General features: G+C 56.7%; 13 protein-coding genes. 3 read left to right on the top strand and 10 right to left on the bottom strand.

The genetic code is table 11. From position 1 onward, the window contains the following. Positions 1-21: 21 nt before the first annotated feature. The 6 genes from ACK28C_RS04410 to ACK28C_RS04435 all read right to left on the bottom strand — a co-directional run bounded on the left by ACK28C_RS04410 (position 22) and on the right by ACK28C_RS04435 (position 5,699). A complete protein-coding gene (locus ACK28C_RS04410) occupies positions 22-1,092 on the bottom strand; it encodes a proline racemase family protein (RefSeq protein WP_015556921.1) in 1,071 nt (356 codons plus the stop codon). Positions 1,093-1,153: 61 nt separating this feature from the next. Further along, positions 1,154-2,725, bottom strand: coding sequence for a BCCT family transporter (locus tag ACK28C_RS04415; RefSeq protein ID WP_409152511.1), 1,572 nt, complete (start codon positions 2,723-2,725; stop codon positions 1,154-1,156). A gap of 385 nt (positions 2,726-3,110) precedes the next feature. Next, positions 3,111-3,647 (bottom strand): 2-oxoacid:acceptor oxidoreductase family protein, encoded by a 537-nt coding sequence (locus tag ACK28C_RS04420; protein ID WP_015556918.1) that lies wholly within the window; start codon positions 3,645-3,647, stop codon positions 3,111-3,113. A gap of 3 nt (positions 3,648-3,650) precedes the next feature. After that, positions 3,651-4,409 carry a thiamine pyrophosphate-dependent enzyme gene (locus tag ACK28C_RS04425; protein WP_015556917.1) on the bottom strand — a complete coding sequence of 253 codons (759 nt, stop codon included), beginning with the start codon at positions 4,407-4,409 and terminating at the stop codon, positions 3,651-3,653. A 1-nt stretch (position 4,410) separates the two neighbouring features. Next, positions 4,411-5,487, bottom strand: coding sequence for a 3-methyl-2-oxobutanoate dehydrogenase subunit VorB (gene vorB / locus ACK28C_RS04430; RefSeq protein WP_015556916.1), 1,077 nt, complete (start codon positions 5,485-5,487; stop codon positions 4,411-4,413). Between the two features lie 14 nt (positions 5,488-5,501). Continuing rightward, entirely contained in the window at positions 5,502-5,699 is a 198-nt protein-coding gene (locus ACK28C_RS04435; protein ID WP_015556915.1) for a 4Fe-4S binding protein, read from the bottom strand. 360 nt (positions 5,700-6,059) lie between these two features. Between ACK28C_RS04435 and ACK28C_RS04440 the strand changes: the two genes are divergently transcribed. The 3 genes from ACK28C_RS04440 (at position 6,060) to ACK28C_RS04450 (ending at position 9,955) form a co-directional block, all read left to right on the top strand. Then, positions 6,060-6,830: an IclR family transcriptional regulator gene (locus ACK28C_RS04440; RefSeq protein WP_015556914.1), complete on the top strand. Its 771-nt coding sequence runs from the start codon at positions 6,060-6,062 to the stop codon at positions 6,828-6,830. A gap of 563 nt (positions 6,831-7,393) precedes the next feature. Next, a complete protein-coding gene (locus tag ACK28C_RS04445; protein WP_015556913.1) occupies positions 7,394-8,698 on the top strand; it encodes a dicarboxylate/amino acid:cation symporter in 1,305 nt (434 codons plus the stop codon). Positions 8,699-8,773: 75 nt separating this feature from the next. After that, positions 8,774-9,955 carry a hypothetical protein gene (locus ACK28C_RS04450; RefSeq protein ID WP_409152512.1) on the top strand — a complete coding sequence of 394 codons (1,182 nt, stop codon included), beginning with the start codon at positions 8,774-8,776 and terminating at the stop codon, positions 9,953-9,955. A 267-nt stretch (positions 9,956-10,222) separates the two neighbouring features. Here the strand turns inward: ACK28C_RS04450 and ACK28C_RS04455 are convergent, their stop codons facing one another. The 4 genes from ACK28C_RS04455 to ACK28C_RS04470 all read right to left on the bottom strand — a co-directional run bounded on the left by ACK28C_RS04455 (position 10,223) and on the right by ACK28C_RS04470 (position 17,140). Beyond that, entirely contained in the window at positions 10,223-10,990 is a 768-nt protein-coding gene (locus ACK28C_RS04455) for a hypothetical protein (protein ID WP_409152513.1), read from the bottom strand. 385 nt (positions 10,991-11,375) lie between these two features. Further along, entirely contained in the window at positions 11,376-12,260 is an 885-nt protein-coding gene (locus tag ACK28C_RS04460) for a LysR family transcriptional regulator (RefSeq protein WP_015556912.1), read from the bottom strand. 390 nt (positions 12,261-12,650) lie between these two features. Then, entirely contained in the window at positions 12,651-15,947 is a 3,297-nt protein-coding gene (locus ACK28C_RS04465; RefSeq protein WP_015556911.1) for a DEAD/DEAH box helicase family protein, read from the bottom strand. Between the two features lie 83 nt (positions 15,948-16,030). Then, positions 16,031-17,140: a restriction endonuclease subunit S gene (locus tag ACK28C_RS04470; protein ID WP_208873625.1), complete on the bottom strand. Its 1,110-nt coding sequence runs from the start codon at positions 17,138-17,140 to the stop codon at positions 16,031-16,033. Between the last annotated feature and the right edge of the window lie 7 nt (positions 17,141-17,147).

Consider the following 17,147-nt stretch of genomic DNA (forward strand, 5'->3'; position numbering starts at 1 on the left):
CCCCGCAAAAGTTGTCCTTTGTCAGGCCCAGATGTCGCCAATGGTGAATCCTTCCGGAAAGGGGTCTGTGGGGTCCAGTACCAGGTTTCCATAGCCGTAGATCCAAGACTCTCCAGTGATGGTGGGGACCACGGCGTCGTATTTGCCTATCTTTGCCTTTTCCACCAACTCGCCGGTGTAGACCACACCCAGGAGCCCCTGATGACGGAACTTCTCGTTCAGCTTCAGCTCCCCTTTGGCGTACATAGCTGCCATACGGGCACAGGTTCCGGTACCACAGGGGCAGCGGTCCAGGGCGCCGATCCAGGTGGAGGGATCGTCGAAGTCCACAGCGCCACTGGCCACCGTGACGGCGTTCTTTACGTCCACCGTGTCGCTCTTGTAGTTTTCGGGGTCATAGAGCTGGGAGATGGTGACGCCCACGCCAGGGTAGTTGGGGTGCTCCACGGGGAGCTGGTCCTGGACGGCCTTGAGGATCAGGGAGGAAACCCGGGTGATCTCCCGGCCCATCTCCGGGACCAGCTTGATCCAGGGGAACTGTCGGGCGTCAGCCATAGCGTAGAACATGCCGCCCCACGCTACATCCACTTTCACCTTCTCCACGCCGTGGCCGATGTGAGGAACGGCGATCTCCTTGTCCGTGTGCACGGCAAAGGCCGGAACGTTTTTGAAGGTCACAGCCACGGCCTTTCCGTTCTCGCACCGGGCCTTGATACCGATAAGCCCTGCCGGTGCTTCGAGGTTGAACTCGTTCATCCCCTCTTTCATAGGGATGATGCCTGTCTCCAACAGAGCGGTGGCCACGGAGATGACGTTGCCGCCGGACATCATGGGATACTCGGTCTGCTCCATGATGATGAACCCTGCGGCTGCATCGGGATGCTTGGGAGGAACGATGATGTTGCAGCAGAGAGGGGGATATCCCCTGGGCTCACGGAGCAGCAGCTTGCGCAGGCCGTCATCGTGAAGACGCAGGTACTCCTCCATTTCGTAGACGCTGTTTCCGGGAATGTGTCCCACGCCGCCGGTAACAACGCGCATGGGCTCGCCATCGTGGGTTTCGACAACATTCAGCACTCTCTTAAAGCTCATGATTCTGCCTCCTGAAATTAATTTTAATGATTGCGGTGCTGTTGGTTGGTGGCTTTGCTGTTTATTCCTCGACGTCGATGGGGTTTTCCACGACGCCCCATTCACCGTTCTCTTCGCGGCCTTCAAAATAGGCGTCGTAGCATTTCTTGCAATACTTGAAGAGGACGATAGCGCACATGATCAGAATGATGCTCTGGAGTAGTCCCACCAGCGTGAACATGCCCTTGACGGAATTGATTCCTCCCGTGGCCACCAGCGTGTAGGCCGTGCCACAGAGGATGCAGCCCGCCAGGATTTTCTGGAACATGGGGGGCTCGGCATCGGCCTCGAGTTTGCGGCAGGCGAGGGTGGCGACACAGGAAGCCATGGGATCGGCAAGAGTGGAAAAACTCATGACAATGCACAACAGGAACATGATGGTGACGAAGTTGCTCATAGGCAATGTCCCGATGATTTGAAACACTGTGGCCTGCATACCGGAGGTATTGACGGCGTTCCATACGTCGAAGGCCTCCGAGGTTTGAAGGTGAATGACTTGGCCGCCGAAGATGGCGATCCAGACGATACAGAAGAAGGAGGGGACCAGGATCTGCACCAGCATAAAGGTACGAACCGTGCGGCCGCGGCCCATGCGGGCAAGGAACATGCCAATGACCGGGGCGTAGACGATGAAAGAGGCCCAGTACTGAACGATCCAGTCCGCGAACCAGCTGTCGTTTGTAGTGAGCACGTTGGTCATGACGGTCATCTTTCCGAAATTGTCGATGATGTAGCCAATGGATTCAGAGCCTATCTTGCTGATGAACTGGGTATTTCCGAAAATCAGGACCCAACCCATGAGGAAGAAGAAGAAATACATACAGCAGGTGGAGACGTATTTCAAGCCTTTGCTGATACCCGTGACGCAGGAGGTAATAAACACGCAGCCAATGAAAATAGCGGCCAGCAGCCAGATCAAGCGGGACTGCGGAACGCCAAAAGCCGCCTCCAAGCCCGCGCCGATCTGCATCAAACCTACGCCCATGGAGTTTGATGTAGCGCCCATGATGCAGAAGATGACGACAGCGGTAAGCAGCGTGTTGAGCCAGGGGATTTTTTTGCCGATAGCACATTCTATGATGGAATTGAAGGAAAGGGATTTCTTGCGGTTGAAGCAGATCACTGCGAAGGCTGCACCGCAGATGGCATACATGCAATATTGGACAAAGCTCCAATCCCACATGGCCTGGGCCACGGCAAAGATAGCCGCATCCCGTGAGCCCGCCGTCCCTACGGCTGTAGGCGTGGTCATGAAGTGGTACATGGGCTCTCCCATAGCCCAGAACAGGAGGCCTGTGCCGATGCCGGAACAGATGGACATGGCACACCAGATGGGCATGCTGTAAGCCGGCTTCGCATCCTTGCCGCCGATAACTACGTCGCCGTAGCGAACGGCCACGAACACCACACCGAGGATGATAAATGCCAGGGACAGCAGGTTGATGTACCAACCCAGATAGTCTGCCATACCGTAGAGCAGCGTGGTCATAAAGTTGCCTACGGGCTCGCGCCAGATAACGCCGGAGGTGATGAACAGAGCCAGGATAATGATAGCCGGCCAGAACGCCGCCTTATTCATCCGTTTATCTTCCAACTGTGTACCCATCAATTTTCACCTCTAGTTTCATTTTTGAATCGGGAATTTAAACAGCGGCAGGGTATACGCATACGATTCCTTTTTCTGCCGGAAGCGCATTCGGATTTGTCACAAAAGAAGCGCGCTGCGCAACAGGGGAATTGGGGAGACGGCGAATTTTGCCCCTTTTCTGCCACCATTTCGGCAAAAGCCCCCCGGGCTTCCCCCGCATATACGGTACTATCGTCATGACAACCAACGATCTTTTAGGAGCTCCTCTATATCTCCATGAAGGATTGCCAAATCGTAAAGCGCCTGGATGGCCTGCTGCCGGATTTCACCCCCATTCTCCATTCAGCATGGCTTTTTCGGTATCGTCAGCCTTGTTACCGCCCTCCTCCTTTTAAGCCTTCACGGCTTCGTCGCGGCCTATGCGATAGGCCTCCAGGTTCTTGGGGTTGCTGTGGCCTTTCCGGCTGAAATAGCGGTCCAGGCCCTCTTCAAAAGCATTGTGGTCGATAAGGCCCGTGGCCTTGATCATGGCCCCCAGAATCACGATATTGGCCGCCCTGCCGTTGCCGATGGCGTTGGCCCGATCCGTGGCGGGGATCAGGTAAACGTTCACATTTTTTGGATACTCCCGCTCGCTCATGAGGGAGCTGTTGACGATGACAGTTCCGCCGTCGCGCATTTGTCCAATGAACTTGTCGTAGGACGGCTCGTTCAGCGCCAGAAGGATATCCAGCTTCGTCGGGTAGGGGCTGCCTATCTCTTCATCGGAGATGACCACGCTGCAGCTGGCCGTGCCGCCCCGCATCTCCGCGCCGTAGGAGGAGGTCCAGCTGACGTTCTTTCCCTCGTGGGCAGCCACGTCGATCAATATCTTGCCGGCGGTCAAAACGCCCTGTCCGCCAAAGCCCGCCATGATGATATCCGCCATGGTCTACGCTCCCTTCTCTTTCTCTCGGGCGGCGCTTCTGTCGACGTATACGCCTACCGGGAACACCTTCTCGATCTCGTCCTTGATTTTCTTCATGGACTGCACCGGCGTCAGCTTCCAATTGGTGGGGCAGGGGGAGAGAACTTCGATGAGGGAGAAGCCCTTATTGTCCCGCTGGTTCTCGAAGCCCTTCCTTATGAACTGCTTCGTCTGGTCGATGTGCCTGGGGTCGTAGAGCGCGCCCCGTGCCAGGAACTCCACATCGAAGCCGGCGATGGCTTTGAGCATATCCACGGGGTGCCCCATGGTGTCCTGCCTGCGGCCGGCCTTGCTGCTGACGGTCCTGTCGCCCAGGAGGGTGGTGGCCAGGTTCATCTGCCCGCCGGTCATGCCAAAGGTGCCGTTGTTGACCACGATCATGGTGATGGGCACGTCGCGAATGGCGGCGAAGCAGGTCTCGGACAGTCCGATGACGTAGGAGCATCCGTCGCCGGCATGGACATAGACCGTGGCGTCGGGACGGACCTTTTTGATGCCGGTGGCCACGGCGGCGCAGCGCCCGTGGGGGCCGGCGATGAACTCGTAGTTCAATGCGTCCTGGGCCCAGAAGGCGCAGGCGATGTCCACGGAGGCGATGACCTTGTCCTGAAGCCCCAGCTCCTCGATGCTCTCGGCGATCGTGCGCTGAATGATGCCATGGCCGCACCCTCCGCAGTACCCTGCAGCCTTGATGATGGATTCCGGTTTCTTGAAAACGGGCATCTTACAACACCTCCATGGGCTGAATTTTGCCCTCCTGTATCTCGCGGCAGTGGGCGACGATCCCCTCCGCCGTGGGCAGGTCCTTTGACGTGAGGTACCCGTAGAGCGGTCGGTCGCCGCGGCTGGCCAGCAGGATATCCTCACCCATCTGAGACGTGATGCTCATCTCCACGGTCACGTACCCCCTGACGCTGGTCGGGATCTTCTTGAAAGCGTCGGCGGGGTAGGGCCACACGCTGATGGGCCGGAGCAGCCCCAGCTTTATACCCTCCTTTCGGGCCAGGCGCACGGCAGAGCGGCACACGCGGGACGAGATGCCATAGGCGATCAGCAGAAGTTCCGCATCCTCCATCTGGAAGGAATCCCAGCGCTGTTCATCGCGGTGCATGGCTTCAATCTTGTCGCGCATCATCTTGTTGTAGGCCTCGTAGCCCATGTAGTAGCTCAGGTTGTATGCCTTGTTCTTCTTCTGCTCCCTCGGCTTGCCCGTGAGGGTCCAGTCGAACTTGTCGATATCGTGTTCCTTTTCCGCAGGCAGGTAGACCTTCTCGATCATCTGGCAGATGGCGCCGTCGCTCAATATCTCCACTACATTGCGATACTTCTCCGCCAGGTCGAAAGCCAGGTATGTCAGGTCCGCGCACTCCTGCACGGAGGCCGGTGCCAGAACCAAAAGACGCTTGTCGCCGTGGCCGCCGCCCCTGGTGGACACCCAATAGGAATCCTGTCCTGCGGTGATCTCGCCGTCCCCCAGTCCAAAACGCATCGAGTTGACGAGGACGGCGGGGATACCGGCGGCCGACAGATAGGAGATTTCCTCCTGCTTCAGGTCGAAGCCCGGGCCGGAGGAGCTGGACATGCACCTGGCGCCGCAGGCGGCTGCACCGTAGAGCATGCTCATGCTCGCCACCTCGTTCTCCCCCTGAATGAACACGCCGCCCCGCTTCTCCATGTGATCGGACATGTACTCCAGTATCTCGCTCTGCGGCGTGATGGGGTAGCCCGCGTAGAACCGGCAGCCCGCCCGCAGAGCGGCCTCGGCAATCGCTTCATTGCCCTTCATGAGAGCGTATTCCATGCTTTTTCCCCTCCTCACTCGATCGTGAACACGTAGTCGGGGCACACCTTGTAGCAGATGCCGCAGCCGATACACAGGTCCTGATCGACCTTGATGATCTCATAGCCCTTCTTGTTGACCGTCTCCAGCGGAATGATTGCCTTTCGCGGACAGTTGCCCACACAGAGCTGGCACCCCTTGCACAGTTCCACATTCGCGCTCGCTTTCGCCATTGCGGTCCCCCCAGATTGCAGATTTTTGATTGTGGTTTCATTTATTTTGGAACGCAACCCGATACTAACATAAAAATTGAAACGTGTAAAGACTTTTGTTTTGATAATTTTATATATAAACCGAATTAGTTTCGCTTAAATGATTTACCATCAAAATATTATTTAATTTTTGAAACGTATTGTGTAAATTATGAAACCAGTGTTTTTGTTTTTTGAGTTATCGTCCATAAAATGTTAATTTTTTAATTTCTATTAAAAGTTTTCTTTGATGCGTTTCACTTTTATTGACAAGCTGGGCAAATATGATATTATGCGGTCCATAGACGATCGAACATCAAGGAGGAAATCGAGAAGCCCATCATGCCCGGCCAGATTGAACCGCAGTCCGTACAGGTCATCGACCGCACCTTTGCCGTGATGGAGCTCGTGGCCCGGAGGGGCGTCATGAGCCTGAAGGATATCTACTCCGGCCTGGAGTTGAGTAAGGCCACTGCCCTGCGCATCGCGAATGCCCTTGTGAGCAACGGCTATTTTGAACGCGACGAGAAGGGAAGCTACTCCCTGAGCTTCAAGTCCTACGAGATTGGCATCTGCGCCGTGCGCCGGGTGGAGTACATCCCCTTCATCCGTGAGACGCTGGACCACCTTTCGGGCGCGCTCGACGTCATCGCGCAGTTTTCCGTCCGGGAGCAGGACGAGCTTCTGTGCTTGGAGAGTTTCGACCTTGCACACTCAAACTTCTCCGTCTACACCCGGGTGGGACAGCGGTCCCAGCTTTACGCCACCTCCGCGGGTAAGGCCATCCTGAGCGTATCCCCGGATGAGGATATCCGCTCTTTCTGGAACAGGATGGACATCCGGAGCTTCACGCCCAAGACGATCACGAACCTTGATGACTTCCTGATGGATATCCACAAGACGCGGCAGCGTGGCTATGCCCTGGACCAGGAGGAGACGGAGGCTGGGCTCTTCTGCGTGGGGACCCCGCTCGTCAACGCCAGGCATAAGGCCATTGGCGCCATCAGCCTCTCCTTCAGCCGTTTGGACGAGGCGGCACTTCAGCGCGTCACGAGTGCGTTGCTCAATCAGACCCAACGCCTGGCCTACATGCTCAGTTATTCGATAAAATAAAAAGCAAGCTGGATTGTCAAACCAGGTGCAACAGGCAAGCCGACTCCGGAGAAGGGATTACAGTTCTTCGTTTTCCGGCTTGAAAGCCGACCGGCAGCGTTTGTGGCGCAGGCGATAGAGCTTGCCTGTCTCGTCGGCACTGTAAGCGCCTTTGACGAGGTATGCCGGAGTTCCCTGCCGATCGTTGAGGGACGGTCGGTTCAGGGCACCGAAAATCTTGCGGCCTTCTGCATCCCCGTCTACGAAGACCCGGTATACTTTCTCGCTCTATTGCTATAAAATGAAAACAACCTATGCCCTTCCCATCAGAATTCTAGAGGAAGGGGCGGCCTCCGGGTGACAGTCTCCTTTGCTGTTCGTGCTCGTAAAACTCATTTACCGCGAATGACTGCCATCGGACGAAACTTCCAGGCGACCGACATGGGATGCCCCGCTTTCTGGACACAGCTCGCTTTGTTCGTTGGTCGTCTGCTTATAGGGGTCTTTTTTATCTTCTCTCACCTTCTGCTGGCATGTTTAAATATTGCAAATTATTTATTCTATTGAGAGGGGAAGTGTCGGTAATGAGTGAAGAGAGGCAGGAAGTGCAGCAGGTTGAGCAGCAGCCCGTTCAGAAGGAGAGGAAGAGGGTGGGCCTTGCCAGCAAAATCCTGATCGCCATGGTGCTGGGCTCCATCCTTGGGTGGGCCTTCAAGGGCAGCTACGAGACGTGGAGTGTCGTGACGGGGCCCCTGGGCACCATCTTCATCCGGCTCCTGAGGATGACGATCCTGCCCCTCATCTTCTTCTCCATCGTGACGGGCGTGGCCGGCGTAGCGGACCTGGGCCGCCTCAAGAAGGTGGGGGGAACGTTCCTGGTGTACTGGCTCCTTGCCTCGGCCTTGTCCGCCGTGTGCGGCGTGGTATGGGCCTACATCATCCAGCCTGGCGTGGGCATCAACCTGGCGGAGAAGGCGGAGGTGTTCTCCACGGACAGCGTGGACCTGGTCCAGACCCTGGTGAACTGGATCCCCGACAACGCGGCGGCGGCCTTCGGCAATTTCAACATCATCCAGGTCATCATCTTCTCCCTGTTCCTGGGCATCGCCATCGCGGTGCTGCCCAACGACCTTCCGGCGAAGGATGGCCTTCAGAAGTTCTTCGATTATGGCAACACCGCCATCACCAAGGTCGTTGAGGTCGTCATGGGCTTTGCCCCCGTCGGTGTGTTGTGCCTCATGGCGGACGTCACGGGCACCCTGGGCAACGAGGTCCTGACGGGCCTGGGCAAGATGCTGGCCACGCAGTACATCGCCTATGCCACCATTATCGTGGTGATCCTGCCGCTGATTCTGAAGTTCGTGGCGAAGGTCAACCCCCTTCAGCATTACATCAACATGTATCCGGCCATGCTCCTGGCCTTCTCCACCTGCAGCTCCAGCGCCACGCTGCCCCTGACCATGAAATGCGCCAAGGAGCGCGCGGGCGTGCCGGCGGAGGCCGTCGAGCTCATCGCCCCTCCGGCGGCCACCATCAACATGCAGGCCTGCTGCGCCGAGATGCCCATCTACGCCATCTTCGCCGCCCAGATGTTCGGCCTTGAGTTCGGCTTCGGGCAGCTGGCGGTGATCTGCCTGCTGGGCGTCATCATGGCTGCAGGGGTGGCTGGGGTGCCCGGCGGCGGCATCATGATGTCTGCCATCATGATGCAGAGCATGGGCCTGCCCCTCACGATCGTTCCCTGGGTTGCGGGCATCTACCGCCTCATCGACATGCCCAACACCATGCTGAACGTCACGGGGGATACCGTGGGCATGGTCACCACCACCTCCCTGCTGGGGACCCTGAACCGGGACAAGTTCAACGAGAAGAAAACGTTTGCCGAGTGAGGTCACGGTGCATGCAGCGGCAGGGATAGGCCCTGCCGCCGTTATTTTTTAAAAAAGTAATACGGAGGACCCATCATGATTGCAATTCGACTTCGGGAAGGCCGGGGGAGGTTCGGCGTGGTCGGCCACGTGGGGGTTGGCCACGTACACAGCCACAGCGGCTTCGTCCAGGACGACTCCGCCGGCTTTGCCGTGGCCGCGGGGCTGCTGAAGAGGGCCATGCCCGTGGATACCACCATTGCCTGTGCGGAAGCCGACGTGGATGCCAACACCATCACGGTGACAACGCGGGGGGGCGGTACGGCGACCCTGAGCCCCCGGCGGGGCGTCACGCCAGCGGAGGCAGAGCTCCTGGAGCGTGCCGCGGGACGCGATGCCCTCTACTCCCAGAACGTGGCCCTGGACACCTTCGGCCGCCTGTACGGCCAAGGGGTCGGGGAGGTCCCCGTGACGCTCCAGGGGGCCTGTGCTCTGGCGGTTCTGGACTCCTTCCGGCGCGCCATGGGCCCTGGGCTCAGGGTCACTTCGGAGACTTTCGAGAACAAGTACGACGTTACGGCCGGGACGGTGTTGGATGTGGAGGGCGTGCCCGTGTCCCTGATGCTGGTCATCAACGGCACGAAGGGCGGCATCGGCCCCGACGAGGACTACGAGGGCAACACGGATTGGACGGAGAAGGGGGAGCTGATGTACGAACTGGGGCTGCGCGAGGTCCCGACAGTGGTGGTGGAGTCCAAGGCCTTCATCCCCGCCATGGCTGACGGGGTGAAGGAAAACCAGTACATGGTCCGGGCCCAGGAGGGCGTGGACTGCATGGAACTTGGCTCCGCGCTCTTTGACGCCGGGCGGGCTCTGGGGCTGCCCATCCGCTATGAGAAGAACATGATGCCCATGCCGAAGGGCGCCCTGGCTCAGGCCACGGCAAACTTCGCGGACCGCATCATGGCCACCGCGGAGAAGCTGCGGACCGCGGACTCCGCCCGGGAGAAGACGGAGCTGACGGCGGAGCTGGCGCAGCTCGTCAGCGAAGACGCCGGCGGCGTGACCTTCATGACCAGCTCGCTTAACGACCGCGTACGGGGGGCGGGGACCCTGCCGGGGATCTCGGCGGTGCTCTCCATGGTCACCACGCCGGAGTATCAGGCCCACTGGAAGATTCCGAGGCTGGAGCCCGAGGAGGCCATGGGGTATCAGGATATCATCACAGTCGCGCTTCTGTCTCTGGCTGGGGCCGGTTTACGTAATGCGAGGCAATGAAGGCGATGCCAGGGCGCGGCGAACGGGAAGAACATCAAGGTCCTTCCCGTTCGCCGTGCTGCCCCGTGAGGGGCCCGCAGCACCCGGACGTCAGCCCTGCTCCGCCTGATGCCGGAAGTTCAGTCCCCCCCCCTTCGGGGAGCTTTCCGGCTGCTGTTTGCCCTTGCTCACGGGCCGTCAGTCCCAATCCCCAGGCGCTGCGGGACGGTTCGGCCTGAACGGACACGCCCCCTGCTCCTCTATTTGGAGAGCAGAAGTCGCGCAGGCTCACTTCGAGCCCCCCACAAGCCGTTTCATCGACGCCTTGAGGACGTTCTCCACCACCTTCATGACCGGGCCCCCCTGGTATTCCCGGTAGATGGCAAAATCCACGGCCGCCACGTGATCTCCCTCCGGGTCCGAAAGAGCGTACAGGCGGGCCAGGCAGCGGGTCGAGAGGTACTCATCGTCGTAGGCGGGCTGAACCTCGGTCTTCTCCTGGGGGATACGGACCCTCTCCTTCACCCGTCCCTTCTCGTCCCGAATCTGGACCTCCTCATAGACGGTATGGGAGTACGTCCTCTCGGGGACGTGCTCGACCTCCATCTCCTGGAACAGCTCGATCTGAAGCATGGCCTGAAACCCCATGTCGGCCGCTTTTTTGTAAAAGTCGCTCCGTGCCTCGGGCGAGGCGGCCGCAAAGTTCTCCGGGGTGAAGGGCAGGGCGCCGTAGACGAGGCTCATGTCCTGCAAGAGCGCTCCAAAGGTCTTGACGATGGGGGTTTTCTTCCTCATCGCCTCCTGAATGGCCGAGGTCGCCCAGCCCTCGAGGTCAGAGAGACGGCGGGAGGCGGGCATGACGGCGCTCGGACTTCTCGCGTTCAGCGATGCGGACACGGGCAGCAGAAAGATTTTGCGCAGCGCGGCTAAATCGTAGTCCGGGTTTTGCCAGAACTCGGGCTGCTCTTTAGCCGACGCGGGAGCACCCTGCAGCAGAAAGGCCAGGGCGACCAACAACAGCGCGGAACCTGCGACAACCGTTCTTCTTGAAAACACGATTTTGCCTCCATTTCGATTCGGAATGATCCTGCCAGGCCGTGTTAACACAAGAGTGAGAAATCGACAACAAAAGCAAAAAGCAGGAAGCCCGGGAAAATAACATCCAAACTTATCGTGCCGCGCAGCAATACGATGAAACCTTTTGACCCTGCAGAAAAGACGCTCGACGATAGTGCGCCTCCTTGTCAAGACACAAAAGAGGAAAAGCGCTGAACAGCTCCTTTCTGTCCGTGGGTTCAATCTCAGGATAGGACTCAAGCGGCGTCCTCATTATACACCGGCTCCGGCGTCAGGCCGCCAGGGGCCTGATGCAGACGGGAAGAACATCGAGGCCTTTCCCGTTCGCTTCGCTGCCCCGTGAGGGGCCCGCAGCACCCGGACGTCAGCCCTGCTCCGCCTGGTGCCGGAAGTTCAGGTACTCCAGGAAGCGCTTCACCGCCGGGGAGGCGGTCTGACGGCTCCGCAGGGCGACGCCGATATTGCGATAGACCTCGACGTCCAAAGGCTTGATGAGTATCTTATAGGGGATGCGCTTCAGGATGAGGGAGGGGAGGACGCTGATGCCGAGGCCGCTCTCCACCATGGACATAATGGCGTAGTCGTCCCATGTGGTGAAGTGTACGTTGGGCTTCAGGCCGAAGCGCTCGAAGATGCCCGATATCTCCGCCCGCGCGCCCTTCTCCAGCAGCATGAAGGGGAGGTCGCAGAGGGCCTGCACGGGAAAGACCTCGCAGTCCGCCATGGGGTGATCCGTGGGGATGACCGCCATGAACTGGTCCTGCTTCAGGAAGATCGTCTCAAGCTTCGGGTGGGCGGGCAGCCTCAAGAAGCCGCAGTCCACGCGGCCCCGCAGCACCCACTCCTCGATCTCCGCGTAGTCGCCCAGCAGGAGCTCGTAGTCGATGTTGGGGCAGTCCTTCTGAAACTCCTTGATGATGGGCGGCAGCCAGTGGGTCGCCACGCTGGAAAAGGTCCCGATGCGGATCAGCCCCGTCTGCAGGCCGTTCAGGCTGTCCACCTGCGTCTCCAGCTTCTGAAACGCGCGGCACAGCTCCTCCGCGCAGGGCAAAAGCCTCATGCCGTCGGACGTCAGCCGGACGCCCCCCTTGCTCCTCTCCAGAAGCGACACCTTCCACTCCTGTTCCAGGTCGCTGATCATCCGGCTGACGCCGGACTGAGAGTAGGACAGCGCCTCCGCCGCCTTTGTGAAGCTCCCATACTCAACCGTCTTGACAAAGGCGAGGTACTTCTGCAGGTTCATGTCCATGGGTGCTCACCCGATTTCATGCATAAGGTTCACAGCTTCAAGAGCCGTTATGCGATTTTGTAATCCATTGCATTTTATACTACACGGTTTGCGCTGAGATTGCAAGGCGGCTTGAGGGACCCCAATCTGCAGGGACGAAAAGTTCGGGCAAAGTAAGGGGTAGGCATCTGTAGCCTGACTTGTATTAACTCTAACTCTTCCCCTGGTCCCCTGGTTGGGGACTGCGATACTCCAAATATTCCTGATACGCCTCTTCCTTATAAATAATAATACGCTCATGCTCGCACCTTTTTAAGTGATTCATGCCCTAAAGCATAGCGCTTGTTCGTTGTTATGGCAAGGTTTGTCATGGCAAGGTTTGTGGACCGGTCCAATGTAAACCCTTTCTTATCAGGCTGCCAACGCATTTGCGTTGACCTGCTCGATGACCCTCCGGATGCCCTTCCAGACCGTCAGGTCCGTGAAGACTTCTACGATGCTGCCCTGATCGGTAAACGGAGTATCCTGCAACACCGATAAATCCTTCATCATCCCATTGTGGACGATGTATTCTACGATCTGATTGACGAAATAGATTTGTCGGCCATCAAGGTTCGTGTCGTTCAAAAACTCGGCAAAGGCAGCCTTGGCTGCGTTCATGTCGAGGCCGACAATTTCCCGCACGAACTCGCCCAAAGGCTTGGTTCCATACTCCGCCTCATACTCCTGCTTCGTACCGACCTCGCTCCAGAGAATTTCCTCCAGCACCTTCACGTCCGCTCCGGTCAGCGGTACATTGCTCTTCAGCTTGGCGATCACTTCATGATCCTGATGCTGACGGACAAAATACTCGGCCTTGGCTTTGTAGTTCTTCAGGTCATCATTTTCCAGTTCGGATTCTTTCCAGTCAACCGAAAGAATCTCGTCATCGAAATCCGTGTCGTAAATGATTTTGCCGACAGGAATATACTTCATCAGGTCGCGCAGGCCCTTTCGGATATGTTCAAATTCGTCGATACCGGCATGGTCCAGATAATCCGTGTGAAGGACCTTGTCGATCAGCTCCGCCTGCATCATGATTTCCGGAATATTGGCCACGCTGGCCACGGCCGCAACCTTCTGCAGCAGATCGTGTCTGGCGCGGTTGTATTTCTTTCCCGCCAGATAGGCCAGCTCAATCCCGTACATCAGGGCATCGAAGCGGAGCGCCTTCGGGTCGTCGTCTTCCGGCTCGATCAGCGGAGCCAGCTCTTCCCGCACCACAAGCGTATCCTCGTAGGTCAGCGCTTGATAATTCTCCGAGACGGCGTATCGATCCACGTACCTTAGATGCTGCCGGACCGCAAAGTTTTCCCGGTTCAGTTCCCGGACTTTTCCGGTCATATGCTCCACCAACGCACTACGATAGGCGATCAGCCGTTCCGTCTGATATTGCAGGTCCTGAAGCTTATAGGCAATCTCAAACTGAAGCCCGAAAATCGCACCCTGGAGGGCGATCCTGTTCGCCGTAGGCTTCCCTTTGCTCATGCGGAAGAACTCAAAGTTGCCGCAGAAATCAAAGATGTAGAACTTGCCTTTATCGACGCCATCGATCAGTCCGGGGCAACGGCGTGTGCCGCGTCCGATCATCTGCCAGAACTTGGCCTTGCTCATGACCTTCTTGAAGAAGACCAGGTTCAACACCTCCGGCACGTCGATGCCGGTGTCCAACATGTCCACGGAAATGGCGATCTGCGGCAGCTTCTTCGGGTCGGAGAATTCGTCGATGGCGCTCTGGGCGTAGGTCATATAATTGTCGATGACCCTGGCACAACCGTTCAGGTGCGGATACTCCTTCTCAAACCCCTCCAGGATATTTTCCGCATGGGTATGATTCTTGGCAAAAAGGATGGTCTTGCCCATTTTGTTGCCATAGTCGATTTTCAGGCCGTGAGTCATGAGGATATACAGGGCCTCGCGAATCGTATCCTCGTTGAATATCCATTCGTTCAATGCAGACGACGCGATGCTTTCAGGCAACTCGCCGTTTTCATCCTCAAAGGTATTCTCATAGGTTTCCTTATCTTCATCGGACAGATCGTCGTAGACGATGCCCTCCTGGATGAATTTCAGTTTCGTTTCCACGGACAGGAAATCCACCAGATATCCGTCCTGCACTGCCTGTGCCAGCTCATAGCCATAGGTCGGTACGCCACTTTCCAGCTCGAAAACGGCATAGGTGTTTTTGTCGATCTCGTCCTTCGGCGTGGCGGTCAGGCCCACCAGTGGAGCATCGAAATAGTTGAAGATGTCTTTATACTTGTTATAAATCGACCGGTGTGCCTCGTCGCAGATCACCAGATCGAAATGCCCGCAGGAGAACAGCTTGCCCTCCTCGTCCCGCACGGAATCGATGCAGTTCATCATCGTCTGATAGGTGGAGAACACACCGTGCGCGGCATAGTTGTCCTTCTCCTCGCAGAGGTTCGTAACGGACAGATCCGGCAGGAGGTTCACGAAGCTCCGCCTGGCCTGGGTGACCAGGGAATTGCGGTCTGCCAGGAACAGGACGTTCTTGATCCAGCCCTGTTCCAGCAGCACCTTGACCAGCGCAATGACGGTCCGCGTCTTGCCTGAGCCCGTGGCCATGACCAACAGCGCCTTGCGGCGGTTCTTCTGCCCGAAGCTGTCACACACCGCCTTGATGGCAGCTTCCTGATAATAGCGGTCCGCGATGGCCTTGTCCACGACGATGTTCTTCAGGCCGGAGCGCATGCGCTGGAGGTTGAACAGCTTCTCCAGGTCCCGTTTGGAATGGAAGGCCGCGACCTGTCGCTCCGGATACTGATTATCCACGATCCGGGTGTCGAAACCGTTGGTCAGGAACACCACCGGCCGGCGGCCCTGCTTCTGCTCGATCAGGTCCGCATACAGCTTTGCCTGTTGACGGCCTTTTGCCACATCGACGCAGGTGCGCTTTGCCTCGATCACCGCAAGGATCCCCCCGTCATCGCCCGTCAGCACATAATCGGCATAGCCTGTCTCGGACTTGTTGGGTACGCCGGAGATTTCATATTCGTCGAACCAGTTCCTGCCTTTGGTCCAACCGGCGTCCTCCAGCATGGCATCGATATAGAGCTTTCGGGTCTTATACTCAGAAATGTCCAATGGCTTGGGCACGTAGGTTTGCTGCTGCTCGGCGCGGCGGGCGGTCAGTTCCTCCCGCAGCGCCGCATTCTCCTGAATGAGCTCTTCCAGCTTCCGTTCCGTTTCCGTATCGATGACCGGCGCGGCGGCAGGGGCTTCCTGCTCCAACAGGGAAGGATCGAAGGTTCCTTCCCGATAATCCTCCGCATAGCAGTAAGCCACGAAATCCAGAAAGATGAACAGGTTTTCCAGACATAGCGCAGCCTGTTCCCTTGTGATCTTTCGTCCGGCATGGGCTGCGGCGTTTCCGGTCTTACGGATGAAGTCCATCCGGCGCAGCAGGCTGTCGTCCACGATATCCCGGAACTCATCCGTGCTGATGAGGCTGACGAGATTGTCCTGGTACGGCATTGCCAGCGCACGGTCCACGGAATACATCCATTTGACGGCAGCCTCCATCGCCCTGCGGCAATTCAACACGCAGGCTGCCGTATCGATCCGATAGATGCGCTCCGCCGATACGGCAGGCTCCGTAAAGGAGGCGAAATCCTGTACTCTTGCAAAGAGGTCAAAGTTGGTCATGTGATTCACCTCCGAACGGTTTACGCTTCGCCTTTAATGGCCTCACCGAAAACATCGCTCATGTTCTTCCCCTCCTTAATTATCTATCTGAAATACGTCTGCATCAAGCTGTCGAACAGCAATTGTGCCTCATCGAGCGCCTTCTGAACGGCAATTTTTGATTTGTCGAGCTGTTCTTTGAAAGCAACAAATTCTTTTTGCAGTTCGATAGGCGGGATATAAATCCCTATGCTTTGTAATTCCTGTGCATTAATATTCGCCTGACCGATTGCAGCTTTGCACATTGCTAATAGCATTTGTTTTGAAAAGTCTGTGTTCAAGAAGGCTGACAGTATTTCTGGAAGGATACGGTCATTAACGCGTACTCGGACAATAAATCCGGCTAAGACCATCATTTCATCACGATTATAAACACAGGTTTTTCCAACAAGTTTCTTGCTATTGGTTCGATTGAATAATACATCGCCTCTGCGCACAGTATATTTCGGTAATTCTTCATCAGGAATATCAATCGTTTTAGTGTCCGAAAGGTCAAGCTCGCCGCTATAAGTAATGTTATTCATCCGAAGATACGGATATTGTCCACTATCGCCATCGGCGGCTTTCCTGCTGGAACCATAACGGACTTCTGAAATGAGGTCACGGATGGTGCCAGTTCCCCAACCTTTTTCATTTGCTGGATAAGTTCCAAACATCTCGACAAATCGGGCTTTGATCATATTATCCAGAAATAATAGCTCTTTTTGTCTCATATCAAGAATATGGGACACCTGGTCAAGAACTTGAACTATTCTGCTTTGCTCATCCAATGATGGGAATAGATGTTCCCGCTTTAGTGAGTCTTTGACCTTTACAAATGGCTGTACTGTTCCGCCTTTTATCCACCATGCCTCATTATTCAGCATGTACCAACAATAGTCTCTATCAGCAATGCTCTCATCAACAGAAAGGGCATGTGTATTCGCACAGATATTCCATTTTCCATCTGCCTTAAACGCTTTTCCGCACCTTGCTCCGACTGCACTTACAACAATACCTCTATGATCAAATCGGTAATCTGGCAACCAGACATCTTGTCCAGATGCACTGAATGCGGGATACCACCCATCTTTTGCAATTGGAGATGCTGTATTCTTTATTGCGGCATTTGCCACAGATAAGCTTTTTATTACCGCATCAAGTCTTATTTTCATCCCTACC

It is taken from the genome of Fretibacterium fastidiosum (assembly GCF_964642095.1).
In the GTDB taxonomy this organism is placed as follows: Bacteria; Synergistota; Synergistia; order Synergistales; family Aminobacteriaceae; genus Fretibacterium; species Fretibacterium fastidiosum.

What these genes read in the sequence shown, in the direction of transcription:
- ACK28C_RS04460 (WP_015556912.1), bottom strand. Translation starts at nt 12,260, where the DNA reads ATGGACATGAACCTGCAGAAGTACCTCGCCTTTGTCAAGACGGTTGAG.
- ACK28C_RS04440 (WP_015556914.1), top strand. Translation starts at nt 6,060, where the DNA reads ATGCCCGGCCAGATTGAACCGCAGTCCGTACAGGTCATCGACCGCACC.
- ACK28C_RS04450 (WP_409152512.1), top strand. Translation starts at nt 8,774, where the DNA reads ATGATTGCAATTCGACTTCGGGAAGGCCGGGGGAGGTTCGGCGTGGTC.
- ACK28C_RS04465 (WP_015556911.1), bottom strand. Translation starts at nt 15,947, where the DNA reads ATGACCAACTTTGACCTCTTTGCAAGAGTACAGGATTTCGCCTCCTTT.
- ACK28C_RS04410 (WP_015556921.1), bottom strand. Translation starts at nt 1,092, where the DNA reads ATGAGCTTTAAGAGAGTGCTGAATGTTGTCGAAACCCACGATGGCGAG.
- ACK28C_RS04445 (WP_015556913.1), top strand. Translation starts at nt 7,394, where the DNA reads ATGAGTGAAGAGAGGCAGGAAGTGCAGCAGGTTGAGCAGCAGCCCGTT.
- ACK28C_RS04435 (WP_015556915.1), bottom strand. Translation starts at nt 5,699, where the DNA reads ATGGCGAAAGCGAGCGCGAATGTGGAACTGTGCAAGGGGTGCCAGCTC.
- ACK28C_RS04420 (WP_015556918.1), bottom strand. Translation starts at nt 3,647, where the DNA reads ATGGCGGATATCATCATGGCGGGCTTTGGCGGACAGGGCGTTTTGACC.
- vorB (WP_015556916.1), bottom strand. Translation starts at nt 5,487, where the DNA reads ATGGAATACGCTCTCATGAAGGGCAATGAAGCGATTGCCGAGGCCGCT.
- ACK28C_RS04470 (WP_208873625.1), bottom strand. Translation starts at nt 17,140, where the DNA reads ATGAAAATAAGACTTGATGCGGTAATAAAAAGCTTATCTGTGGCAAAT.
- ACK28C_RS04425 (WP_015556917.1), bottom strand. Translation starts at nt 4,409, where the DNA reads ATGCCCGTTTTCAAGAAACCGGAATCCATCATCAAGGCTGCAGGGTAC.